The following is an 11,530-nucleotide window of genomic DNA, read 5'->3' as shown; positions in this document are numbered from 1 at the left end:
AGAAACTCAGGTATAGTTCAATGACAATCAATAAAGGAAAGAGTTATGAAAGGTCACTGTCTGTGCGGTAACGTCACCATCGAATTAGAAGATATTAATACCTTTGAGGCTTGCCATTGCACGATGTGTCGCCGTTGGGGCAGCGGACCATTGATGGCGATACATAGCCACTCAAAACCTGATATTCAAGGTGAAGACTCAATGACGGTCTATCCCTCTTCAGCATGGGCGGAGCGTGCTTTTTGTCATAAATGCGGCACCAATCTATACTATCATCAGTTGGGCTCTGAGACTTATGTCCTATCGCTTGGGTTATTTCAAGAAGATCCGAACCTGACTTTTGAAAGTCAGATTTTTATAGACAAAAAGCCTGACTATTATGAGTTTGCCAATGACACGGTAAACTTGACCCAGCAAGAGCTGTTTGATAAATTCGCAGAGAAAGGCACTAGACCAAAGGATTGAGTATTTATAGGGTTTAGAATATCTATACTTAGCTCCTCATCTTAACGTCAACTAAATCAGATTTTAATAAACTCAAACATGCTGCTGTGTGCACCGATTGTTATCAAAGCGTCTATTTTAGCTATTAAATTTACAAAGATTTTCATGATTAACAAACTCATTACACGACCCTTGTATAAAGCCTAAATGTCGGGGTTCCATCTGTTATTTAAGCTGTTATTATCGATAATGAATTTACAAGCAGTCAGCAACACCTTAATAAATAAAAATTTAAAGAGTTGTTGATATAGATATTAATCAAAAACCTAAATTAATTAAAATAAAATACTGGAGCAAAATATGAGAGAACGTTACGCAAGTGGTATCGACGATAAAACTGCTAAAAAAATGATCGATTTGTTGAATGCTAACCTAGCAAATCTGATTGATTTGAGTATGGACAGCAAGCAATGTCATTGGAATTTGCAAGGTACTGGCTTTATTGGCGTGCATCAGTTATTAGATGACACTTATGGGCGCTTAACGGAAGCTTATGATACGGTCGCTGAACGCATTGTTATCCTTGGTGGTAAAGCCAATGGTATCTCTAAGCGCGTCGCTGAAGACTCTATACTAGAAACTTACCCGACTGATATCACTGACGTTGACCAGCACGTTCGTGAGCTGACCAATCGCTATAAGGCTATTGCTGCGTCTTTGCGTGAAGGGATTGATGCCGCAGGCGATGCAGGCGATGAAGACACCGCTGATTTATTGACTGAAGTGAGCCGTACTGTTGATAAAGATGCTTGGTTCATCGGTGCAAATGCCCCTAAAAAAGATACCTCTAAAAAATAAGAGCGTCTCAATGTAAGATTAACTTATTTGCTAAATAGAAAAAGGTCACCTCTATGGTGACCTTTTTTATGTTTGATGATTTTGACTATAGTCAATATCGATAAATCGCATACTGCTGATATTAATTTTCTTTACTTACTGTGTCTACGCAGACAGAGTACGCAAACACAAACTGCAACAAATTTATACCCGTAATGTCGTGGCTTTTTTAAGGTATTTTAACTGCATCTATAAAATATACTTTAAAAAATACCTTTTACAATTTGCTTCATCTGCGGCAACAACTCACTTAACTGACTTTCAGTCTCTGAGGTATCTTGCGGTAAGGCTTGCTTTAAAAAAGCGGCGGTAATTTGTGGCTGTTTTGCTAAGATATTTTGACCGACAGCGGTGTCGTAAAATTTGATTTGGGCATCCACTTCCGCTTGCGTATAGTAGGTTTTTGCTGCACTGATATAAGCTTGCGTTAAGGTTTGAATATCTGCCGTATTACCTATCCCATTGGTCATGATTTTAGCATATTGACCTAAAACACTTTGGATCTGATTTTGTAGCTCGCGTTGACGCTTATTTAATGGTTTATCATTTATCTGTTGATTCTGAGTTTGCGTATTGATTGCCTTGATAGCCGCCTGCTTACCATCGACGATAGATTGTATTTGCTCATCAATGTGCATCACCTGCATGAGCTTAATGATAGAGACATCAGTCGGTAACGGGCTGTTGACTCTTTCTAATTCATTAATCTTACTAACAGTATAGGGTACTGCTATAACCGTTTTTGAGTGTTGAATTCGATTGGCATCACTGTGTACGATTAACTCTGCATTGGCTTGCACAGCAGTAGTTGACATCAAAGTCGCTACTACTAGTGCCAATAACGGCGATACTACTTCTGAGCGGCGATTGGGATTTTTGGTTAGAGGTTTTAAAGGAATTTTCATATCATGTTCTCATTCTTATTATAAGTTATAGATTATAGATTATAGATGTTCATTATCAGGTAAGCGTAAGATTTCAGCGTTAGGGACAGACAAGGTCAAAATAGCTTCTTGAAACAATGCCTGACTGCGAAACTGGTTTTCTATACTTTCAAATTTATGTGCAATTTCTTGCTCGTGTTGATTGCCAGCAATATCGACCGCCGCGACCATAAATATTTTTTTGGGTCCTACCCACTCCAAATGCAAGTAAGAAACGCTATCAATATCTGGATGCTTGATAAGCTCTGATAAAATATAATCATGCATTTTTTCTGAGACTCTATAACCAACCAAAAAATCACGATTGCGACTGATTAAAAAGACTGCCACTACGGCCAGCAATATACCGACAATGATAGACCCAAGCGCATCCCAAAATGGTTCGCCAGTATAGGCGTGCATTGCCATAGCAGCTGCGGCCACAACCAACCCAATGACTGCCGCCAAATCTTCAAAGAACACACCGCGCAAGGTGGGGTTGGAGGTGTCCATCACATAACCGATGGCACTGACATTAATCGCTTCGCCATGTTTTTTACTTTGCAAATACGCTTGTGTTAAAGAAAATCCTTCAAGCACAAAGGCGACTGCCAAGATAATAAAACCAATGGTATAGTTGGTTTCAGTCTCAACGGCATTCCACTCGGTAATGCCAGTATAAATAGACACCACTGAACCTGCCATAAAGACGCCAAACGCTGCAATCATCGACCATACATACGACTCTTTACCGTAGCCGAGTGGATGGCTTTTGTCAGCAGGTTTGACCGACTTTTTCTCTGCAACGATTAACAGTGTACCATTGCCCGCGTCTGCCCAAGAATGAGCAGATTCCGCTATCATAGAAGCAGAACCCGTCATAAACGCCGCTACCGTTTTTGCAATCGCAATAATAAGATTGGCACCAACTGCAATCAATACCGTTATTAGTGAGCTTGATTTTTTGTCATCATGGCTTGGCGCAGATGTAGAGTGGTCAGAGTGAATGTTATCTGGAGCATTGAAGGGGTTTTGAGCGCGAGAGCGGCCGATGCCGCGCGTATCAGCGCGCGGCATTGGATCATCTCTTGGATTGGATTCTGGTGGTTTTACACTCATCTGAGTCTCAATAAATGGATGGTTTAAGGTATTAAATCAGACTCGCTATAGATGAGACGCTGGCTGATTTATTAGTTACTTAAGCTTCCATTTACTATAGTCAAAAAACCTGTTCTTATCAGTAATGTTTTGGTGAGGCTTTGTTTATTGTCTGCATCAATGAGCAGATTTTTCATTTGCTATTTTTTTAGTGAATTTATTGATGTCACAACTGATACGTTGTGAGCCTTCCATACGTAACTTTTTGCGCTCTAATCCTGCGTCAAATCGGCATTGTTGCATAGCATCTTTAATCTCAATCTCAGGCGCCGGTGTTGGCCTACCTTTATCATCAATCGCGACCATCGTAAAGTAGCAGCTGTTGGTATGGCGGATTTTACGCGCACGGACGTCCTCTGCCTCAACCCGAATACCGACCTCCATTGAGGTTTTGCCGACATAATTAATACTAGCTGCAAACGTTACCAACTCGCCAACATAAATAGGCTCACGAAACATCACTTGATCAACCGACAAGGTCACTACATAACTACCACTATATCGACTAGCACAGGCATAAGCGACTTGGTCCAGCATCTTAAGCAAATCCCCCCCATGGACATTACCAATAAAATTGGCCATATCAGGTGTCATCAGTACTGACATATATAGCTCATGGTTTAATGGCACTCTTTCAGCCGTGGAGCTGGTGTTATATTGCGACATAGTGTTCCTTAACGGGGTAAAAATATTATTAAGTGTTATTTATACAGCAGCAATGGCCACAGCGCAAATGTAGTCAATTCATATTAAAGAACAAACTAGCTTAACCAGTGAAAACGATAAGCGAGCCATGCCACGATAGCACTCACGGAACCCGTCAAAATACCGCCCCAAGCAAAATCAACCAAAGCGGTGTCCAGAGTAAAGCCTTTATATAACGCTAAGCTGGTAAAGTCATAAGTACCGTAAGCCATCAGCCCTATTAAAGCACCCAATATGAAAATATGGTGAATCGGCGCATTTGATCTGATTTGTGGATAGAGGATAATAATGCACAGCACCAACAGGTAAAACAGGTAAAACACCCCAGCGGCAGTCATATTTGGCTCATCGGCAAGCAAATGCCCGATACGTTTTTCATAAAACATACCCTTCATGGTCGTAAGCCAAACCGCATCAATGCCCAAAAATATGGCAAGAGAAGCAAGATAGATATAAATATAACCCATAGTAAGATCCTTTTATAATGGAATAAAAATGCAGCGTATTAATGCGATGTATCAATGTTGTTTGGCTTGACCGCGGTGACTTGCACGACTCCAATCGTACGTTCCAAAAACCCCCCTTCGCAATAGCAAAAATAAAACTCCCACAGACGAATAAACGCTTCATCATAACCGAGCGCTTTTATCTCTTCACGCTGTGATATAAAGGCAGTACGCCAATCTCGTAGCGTGAAAGCGTAGTCAAAACCGTAATCGTGCAATTGCTTGATGACCATATCGGTCTGCTCAGTAAACTGCGTCGTTAATTCTTGATTGGACAATAAACAACCACCGGGGAAAATATGCGTCTGAATAAAATCGACAGATTTTATATAATCCTGATAATTTTGATCATTAAAGGTAATGGCTTGCAGCACCATCAATCCTGTTGGCTTAAGTAGAGTATTACATTTGGCAAAAAAAATCGGCAAATATTCATGTCCAACTGCCTCAATCATCTCGATACTGACCAATTTGTCATACTGTCCTGTCAGCTCACGATAGTCTTGCTTTAATAGGGTGATTTTATCAGTCAGCCCAGCTGCTTTGACACGGGACTGCGCCTCTTGATATTGCGCGTCCGAGATAGTCGTCGTCGTAATTTGACAGCCATAATGCGTTGCTGCATAAATAGCAAAACCGCCCCATCCCGTACCAATCTCTAGCACAGTATCTTCGGGCTTCAGTTGTAGGCGCTCACAAATCAGCGCCAGTTTATGCTGCTGCGCCTCAGCCAATGTCGTATCTAGCGTTTTATAGACTGCCGATGAATACATCATCGTATCGTCTAAAAAACGCTGGTACATGTCATTACCCAAGTCGTAATGCGCTAAAATATTAGATTTTGAGCCAGATTTGTCATTACTGCGCAGTTTATGATTTGCCCGCTCAAAAGTCTTACTAATACCAGCAAAGCGGCTCTCTAACTGATTGAGCACCGCCAAATTACGCGCTGCCAGTCGAATCAAACCTGTCAGATCGTCCGTATCCCATTCGCCATTGATATAACTGTCCGCAAGCGCAATAGAGCCGCCAAATAACAGCTGACGATACACACTACTATCATGAATCTTAAGTGTCACATCTAATGGGTGACGACCGATAGCTGAGCTGCTTATGTTGTCAGCAGAGGGTTTGCCAAAACGATGCGGCTCAGATTCCTGTCCAGTAAAATCCTCAATAATAGTGATACTGCCAAATTGAATATGCGTCAAAGCACGGAATATGGCTTTTCTGGTTAGATAATTGACACTATTACCGACTGGCTGCAAAATAGCACTTTCGCTAACCGTTTGACTCATACGAGCGATAATTTTTCCTGTTTTTGATGCGGGTGCCCTGCTGGTTGGTCTTGCTGACATCGTCTACTCATCCTTATATAAATGCTCAATAGTAAGCACTTTAAGTTAAATCTTGAATCCTTGAAGCCTTGACATAATAGAGTCAGTTCAAAATAAAAGCGCTACGATGGTAATAACATGCTATTGGCTATAATTTTTTCTTGCTTGCTGTGCCCATGCAAACAGAGGCTGCAAAAAATTTATAGCCAATAGCACTGTATCGTTTTTAAAATGAATCGACTATAGTTACTGCTTACTTTTATTATTGCCATCATGCTGCTTGCTATCGGCTAATGTTTCATCGTAATTGATATAGGGTACTTTTTTAATGGCATAGAGTTTAAAAGCATGCCCATAAATACGCATTAAAGACGTTATATTCATTAGTGGATTTTTACGCAAGCTATCGCGAATCGTTGTCGCTGTCATTGGTACGCCTGACATTTTTATACCGGTCTTTAATACTTCACCGCGCTTGTCACTGATGTTGATGGCAATACGAATATCCAAACACTGCTTTGACAACGTGGTTGCCTCAGTTTTCACTTCACTGATGACAGTATTTTTTATCGCTCTTTTAATCGTTACGTGCCACTGATATTGCTGGTCAATGGGATTAAAAGGTGAGACATGAAAACTTTTATCATGACAAAACTCAGTATTTATCCCCTCTAATAAAAACCCATAATAATGGCGTTTGTCCCATGGTGTATTGGATACTTCTGCCAATAGATGGCTAGGTTTTTGCGCTTTATCAAAACCCAAATAAAAATTCACTGGACTAAAATATATACCTGCATTGCGGCAAACGAGCATGCCAATCATATCGCCTGTTGGCGCACTGCCTGTCTGTGTGGTAAACGCTTGTCTTAATCGCTGCTCAAGCGCTTGAGCAGCGATTAAAAATGCGTGTTTATCTGGTGTTTTGCCTTTGGCTGACGGTTGGCTGTTATGATTAAAATATTTATTTTTACTTAGGCTATCCTTATCTTGTCCGCTTAACCCTTGTAAATAATCCTCAGCATAAAACTGCTGTAAGGCTTTTTTTGTTCCAGAAAATAGCAATAGTTTGTTAAATGGCAATTTTTTCAGGATTTTGTTGTCGATAAATGGTCTGATATCTACTTCTGGTAATGCCTGACCTGCTGCTAATGCCGTAATATTAATACCCCAATAACGATAAGGATAAGCGAATTTATGCATACTCGGTAGCAATCGACTGTGCCATGTTGTGCCATGAAATATTTGGTGTGGTAAACCCTTAGCATCATCTGACAACGCAGGCTCTACGCATATACTATTAGACTGTTCTGATGCTGGCATGCTTATTACCTTCAATGAGTAACGCTATGTTTAGCGACTACAGCTACTTATCTTTACGACGAGCAAAAAAAACCGATTTCTTCTTTTTAAATGCTTTAGCCACCGGCTCTAACGTTGCAATGTATTGCACCAACTCTTGATTGGTCGTAGCAGTGGCTATCTGACGCTTTTTGAGTTTGGGTAATTTTTTATCTGCTTTTATTGGCAAGTCTTTGTAACGGAACGGCGTATGAGCGCTTTTAGCATCAGGCAAATGGATTGGGTCAACGGTATCTTTGATATCGATGTCGCATCCTAGGGCCTGACAGACACGTAGAGCGCTTCTTACACCGTCTTCATGGAAACCATTAAACCAATAAGCACCGCAAAAATGGGTATGTGAACCGCTACTACCAGAAATACTTGACCACTGTGCTTGCGCGGCAATCATCTCGTTATTAAACACGGGATGACTATAGTCTATACGCTTGATAACTTGGCTTTCATCCACCTCATGATTGAGTGTCACTAAATAATTGTGCTTTTTGGTTAAGCGCTGCAGGATATTCATATGATAGGTCAATACTGGCTTTGTGGCACTTTGCGGTAGCGCTTTGCTGTCCTTATTTGCATCTTTATTATCGATTAAATAGTTCCAGCTTGCCCATGCCAGCGAGTTTTTTGGTAAAACTGAGGTATCGGTATGTAGAACCGCTGTATTACTGGTAAAGACAAATTTACTTAATGTTTTCTGCTCAACAGGATTGGCGTCTGTTAATATTTTGAGTGCTGTATCTGCATGGCAAGCAAAGATAACTTCATCAAACACAAGTGTTTGCGCCTTATCATCGGTTTTATCCATAACCTTCAACATCACTTTGTCATCTGCGCGACTGATCGACTGTACAGGTGTATTGACGCGAATGCTGCCACCTGCTTTTACAAAACGTGTGACCAACTTATTTACATACTGCTTAGAGCCGCCTTTTATCGTAAACCACTGTGGACGATTGACCACATCGAGCAAACCATGGTTGTCAAAGAATTGAGCGAAGAACACTAAGGGGAAGTCTTGTACGTCGCGCATACTGGTCGACCAAATGGCAGATACCATCGGTAATAAATAATTATCCTTGAACAAGTCCCCATATTTTTTAGTATCTAGATACTCGCCTAGCGTTTGTTTGGTAAAAACAGCAATATCCTGCCCCTGCTCCCGTGCCTTATCATAATCTTGGCATAGCTGACGCACTTGTTTATTGAACTGCAAAATATCAGTGATAAATGCCCAAAACTTGGGACTTAAAATATTCTTACGTTGCGACAATAACGTGTTGAGCGTATGACCATTATATTCAAAATTACGGGCACTGTTTCTGACTGAAAAGCTCATATCCGTTGCTTGAAAAGGTACTTGCAGCTCGTAAAGCAGGCGGAAAAAATTGGGATAGGTACGCTCATTAAAGACGATAAAGCCAGTATCTATCGCACTTTTCTCAACCGTGCTTCGCTTTGCTTTTTTACCATCTTGTAGCGTCACATCGATAGTATTTACATGCCCGCCAATATAATCACTGGCTTCAAATACGGTGACCTCAAATTGCGTTGCCAAATAATGAGCACAAGTTAAACCTGATACCCCTGAGCCAATAATAGCGATATTTTTTCTGACTTGTGCATCATTCTTATCCTCTGAATGACGGCTTGTGGCCTTAACAACGGCTTCTACTTGATTAGATAGCTGCTTAGATTTACGGCGCAAAAACGGCATAAAATATTCCTAGTTATTTTCTTTATAGGTGTTCAAAAATAGTAAAACTGGCTATTTTTTATTGATTTTTGTACTGACCTGTTGCCACACCAAATCAGGTAATGTTCCTAATACTTTTAATGGCAACGTCAGTTTTTTGGGAAATTCAATGACGTCATGACCACTCTTAATTCCAGCACGAATCGCTTGACTTGCCTGCTGTGTCGTCTGTAGAAACGGCATCGGGAAATCGTTTTGCTTGGTCATTGGGGTCTCAACGAAACCGGGTACTACTAAGCTCACCGATACACCATGCGGTGCAAGACTAATCTGCAAAGTTTTCATTAAATAATGAATAGCTGCTTTTGAGCTGCCATAAGCCTCTGCACGGGCAAATGGCACGTAAGCCGACGCTGAGCCGATACCCACCAAGCGCCCTTTTGATGCCATCAGCTTTGGCAACACTCCTTCGATAGCATGCGATAACGTGCCCATATTCACTGTGACAACCTTCATAAACGCCGCGCTATCAAAATCAGGCATATCTAAATATTCGCACATGCCAGCACCGCAAATCGCCAAATCAATCTTACTGATTTTGTCAAAAGCCGTTAATACCTTTTCGCGATCCATCAGATCAACCTCAACCGTCTCTGCTCCTAATGATTTAAGCGCAGACAAGGCTTCCTCATCACGACCGACGGCATAGACATGGTGTCCCTCTACTAGATAATCTTTTGCTAGCTGATAACCAATACCAGAGGTCGCACCCGTAATCACAATATGTTGTTTCTTAGCAGTGTCTGTCATCGCAAATATCCTTTTTAGTCGCTTGAGGCTTTATACTTCGGTCGGCTTTGATCAATCTTTATTCTATAAGCCTTTAACAGTTATATAGCTATGATTAAGCTGACGCCATTAGCATTATTTTATTAACCAATAGCTCAGTTCATTTATCAAAACTAAATAATTATAGTATAAGCAAGTGCCTTTATTTGTTGTTGCTTCGCAAACAGATTTATATCAAAGATATGACGCAAATTGGCTCGACAAATCCTTTATGACAGCGCTAGTATTTCTAATCTATAAAAATATGCAAAAAAAAGCTTGACGTATTTTTTATCTTTGCTAGAATACGCCCCACTTAGCAAGAACTCACTAGAGATTCTCTAAGCTTGTTGTAAGCGATTAAACACTTACCGCCTATTCTCCAATAGCTCAGTTGGTAGAGCAACGGACTGTTAATCCGTGTGTCCCTGGTTCGAGCCCAGGTTGGAGAGCCATATTTTAGTAGTAAATTTTTTGAGTCATCTTTGATTCGATTATGGCATTTGCCAAGACCCTCATCACTTTGATGGGGGTTTTTTTATGGCTGCTATTTTTGTAGCTGTCGTTTAAACATCTGGACTATAACACCCATTGAACGCCAAATAACATACTAATGTTGCCAAATTTCGCAATTAGAGTGGTTGTAGCAATAACTTATCCCTATAATAAAGTTCTAAAAAATATATAATCTATCTCATCATACCCTTAACCATTCAAGGACTGGATTTTTATGAGTAATACCGCACAAATCACCTCCTCTGACAACACCCATTATCTGCATCATACCTTTTTTGAGCCGAGCCATAGTGATACTGCCATTAGCGCAACTTTGCTGATTGTACATGGCATGGCAGAGCACAGCGGGCGCTATGCAGACTTTGCGCAATTTTTAGCCGATCACGGTATTGCGGTCGCCACTTATGATCAGCTTGGTCATGGAAAAACCGTCAAATCTGCCAAAGATTTGGGTTTTTTTGGTGAAGAGCATCCTGTGCAGTCATTGTTAAAAGATGTCATCGTCATGGCGGACAGCTTAAAAGTGCGTCATCCGAATGTACCTCACTTCGTCATGGGTCACTCTATGGGCTCGTTTATCGTACGTAACGTCCTTAAGCACCATGCGCGTAACTTTACCGGCGCTATCTTGATGGGTACAGCTGATGCCAATCCATTGACCAAAGTATTGCTACCAATCAATAAGTTACTGGCAAAAGCGGCGCCTAAAAAGCCAAATACCCTGTTTGCTAACGTGATGAATAAAGTACTCAATAGCAAGCTTAACAATCGCATTTCTTCATCAAATTTTGCGTGGTTGAGCGAAGACCCTGCCGCCGTTGAAGCTTATGAAGCCGATCCATTGACGGGTTTTGACTTTACCAATAACGGCTTTATGACCCTCTTTACATTGATGGACGCAGGCTTGCATAAAAACTGGGCGATGACGATTGCCAAAGATTTTCCGATGTTATTGATCAGCGGAGAAAATGACCCCATCGGTGATATGGGTCGCGGCATTCGCAACATTGCCAATCGCTTAGACAGACAGCATTTTGATCATGTCTCTGTGCAGCTCTACCCTCATATGCGCCATGAGCCGCTCCATGAACAGAACAATACGCTAGTTTATCAAGACATTTTAGACTGGATAAATAGCAATACTTAAGACCATGAACCCTTAAA

11 protein-coding genes and 1 tRNA gene are annotated in these 11,530 nt (G+C 41.0%); 4 read left to right on the top strand and 8 right to left on the bottom strand.

All coding sequences use genetic code 11. The features are described from left to right. The first annotated feature begins 45 nt into the window (after positions 1-45). The gene (locus JMW90_RS11585; RefSeq protein ID WP_201564356.1) at positions 46-465 is read left to right on the top strand and encodes a GFA family protein; all 420 of its coding nucleotides are present in this window, start codon (positions 46-48) and stop codon (positions 463-465) included. A 339-nt stretch (positions 466-804) separates the two neighbouring features. Further along, entirely contained in the window at positions 805-1,302 is a 498-nt protein-coding gene (dps, locus tag JMW90_RS11580; protein ID WP_201564354.1) for a DNA starvation/stationary phase protection protein Dps, read from the top strand. Between the two features lie 242 nt (positions 1,303-1,544). Here the strand turns inward: dps and JMW90_RS11575 are convergent, their stop codons facing one another. The 8 genes from JMW90_RS11575 to JMW90_RS11540 all read right to left on the bottom strand — a co-directional run bounded on the left by JMW90_RS11575 (position 1,545) and on the right by JMW90_RS11540 (position 9,832). Beyond that, positions 1,545-2,246, bottom strand: a complete 702-nt coding sequence (locus JMW90_RS11575) for a DUF2059 domain-containing protein (protein ID WP_201564352.1) — start codon at positions 2,244-2,246, stop codon at positions 1,545-1,547. Positions 2,247-2,285: 39 nt separating this feature from the next. Beyond that, positions 2,286-3,383, bottom strand: coding sequence for a cation diffusion facilitator family transporter (locus tag JMW90_RS11570; RefSeq protein WP_201564350.1), 1,098 nt, complete (start codon positions 3,381-3,383; stop codon positions 2,286-2,288). Positions 3,384-3,539: 156 nt separating this feature from the next. After that, positions 3,540-4,088, bottom strand: coding sequence for an acyl-CoA thioesterase (locus JMW90_RS11565; protein WP_201564348.1), 549 nt, complete (start codon positions 4,086-4,088; stop codon positions 3,540-3,542). 95 nt (positions 4,089-4,183) lie between these two features. After that, on the bottom strand, positions 4,184-4,594 hold the full coding sequence (locus JMW90_RS11560; RefSeq protein WP_201564346.1) for a DUF2177 family protein: 411 nt from the start codon (positions 4,592-4,594) through the stop codon (positions 4,184-4,186). 38 nt (positions 4,595-4,632) lie between these two features. Continuing rightward, positions 4,633-5,991 carry an SAM-dependent methyltransferase gene (locus JMW90_RS11555; RefSeq protein ID WP_201564344.1) on the bottom strand — a complete coding sequence of 453 codons (1,359 nt, stop codon included), beginning with the start codon at positions 5,989-5,991 and terminating at the stop codon, positions 4,633-4,635. Positions 5,992-6,216: 225 nt separating this feature from the next. After that, positions 6,217-7,293, bottom strand: a complete 1,077-nt coding sequence (locus JMW90_RS11550; RefSeq protein WP_201564342.1) for a DUF1365 domain-containing protein — start codon at positions 7,291-7,293, stop codon at positions 6,217-6,219. 43 nt (positions 7,294-7,336) lie between these two features. After that, positions 7,337-9,043 carry an NAD(P)/FAD-dependent oxidoreductase gene (locus JMW90_RS11545; protein ID WP_201564340.1) on the bottom strand — a complete coding sequence of 569 codons (1,707 nt, stop codon included), beginning with the start codon at positions 9,041-9,043 and terminating at the stop codon, positions 7,337-7,339. A gap of 51 nt (positions 9,044-9,094) precedes the next feature. After that, a complete protein-coding gene (locus JMW90_RS11540) occupies positions 9,095-9,832 on the bottom strand; it encodes an SDR family NAD(P)-dependent oxidoreductase (RefSeq protein WP_201564338.1) in 738 nt (245 codons plus the stop codon). A gap of 397 nt (positions 9,833-10,229) precedes the next feature. Between JMW90_RS11540 and JMW90_RS11535 the strand changes: the two genes are divergently transcribed. Both JMW90_RS11535 and JMW90_RS11530 read left to right on the top strand, forming a co-directional pair. Continuing rightward, positions 10,230-10,305 (top strand) — tRNA-Asn (locus tag JMW90_RS11535). A gap of 275 nt (positions 10,306-10,580) precedes the next feature. Next, on the top strand, positions 10,581-11,513 hold the full coding sequence (locus JMW90_RS11530) for an alpha/beta fold hydrolase (RefSeq protein ID WP_201564336.1): 933 nt from the start codon (positions 10,581-10,583) through the stop codon (positions 11,511-11,513). The last annotated feature ends 17 nt before the right edge of the window (positions 11,514-11,530 follow it).

It is taken from the genome of Psychrobacter glacincola (assembly GCF_904846215.1).
Classification (GTDB): domain Bacteria; phylum Pseudomonadota; class Gammaproteobacteria; order Pseudomonadales; family Moraxellaceae; genus Psychrobacter; species Psychrobacter glacincola.
This window is presented reverse-complemented; position numbering and strand designations above follow the sequence as displayed.

Excerpts from the sequence above, each read along its gene's own strand:
- JMW90_RS11540 (WP_201564338.1), bottom strand. The coding sequence starts at position 9,832 with ATGACAGACACTGCTAAGAAACAACATATTGTGATTACGGGTGCGACC.
- JMW90_RS11545 (WP_201564340.1), bottom strand. The coding sequence starts at position 9,043 with ATGCCGTTTTTGCGCCGTAAATCTAAGCAGCTATCTAATCAAGTAGAA.
- JMW90_RS11560 (WP_201564346.1), bottom strand. The coding sequence starts at position 4,594 with ATGGGTTATATTTATATCTATCTTGCTTCTCTTGCCATATTTTTGGGC.
- JMW90_RS11575 (WP_201564352.1), bottom strand. The coding sequence starts at position 2,246 with ATGAAAATTCCTTTAAAACCTCTAACCAAAAATCCCAATCGCCGCTCA.
- dps (WP_201564354.1), top strand. The coding sequence starts at position 805 with ATGAGAGAACGTTACGCAAGTGGTATCGACGATAAAACTGCTAAAAAA.
- JMW90_RS11530 (WP_201564336.1), top strand. The coding sequence starts at position 10,581 with ATGAGTAATACCGCACAAATCACCTCCTCTGACAACACCCATTATCTG.
- JMW90_RS11550 (WP_201564342.1), bottom strand. The coding sequence starts at position 7,293 with ATGCCAGCATCAGAACAGTCTAATAGTATATGCGTAGAGCCTGCGTTG.
- JMW90_RS11585 (WP_201564356.1), top strand. The coding sequence starts at position 46 with ATGAAAGGTCACTGTCTGTGCGGTAACGTCACCATCGAATTAGAAGAT.
- JMW90_RS11570 (WP_201564350.1), bottom strand. The coding sequence starts at position 3,383 with ATGAGTGTAAAACCACCAGAATCCAATCCAAGAGATGATCCAATGCCG.
- JMW90_RS11565 (WP_201564348.1), bottom strand. The coding sequence starts at position 4,088 with ATGTCGCAATATAACACCAGCTCCACGGCTGAAAGAGTGCCATTAAAC.
- JMW90_RS11555 (WP_201564344.1), bottom strand. The coding sequence starts at position 5,991 with ATGTCAGCAAGACCAACCAGCAGGGCACCCGCATCAAAAACAGGAAAA.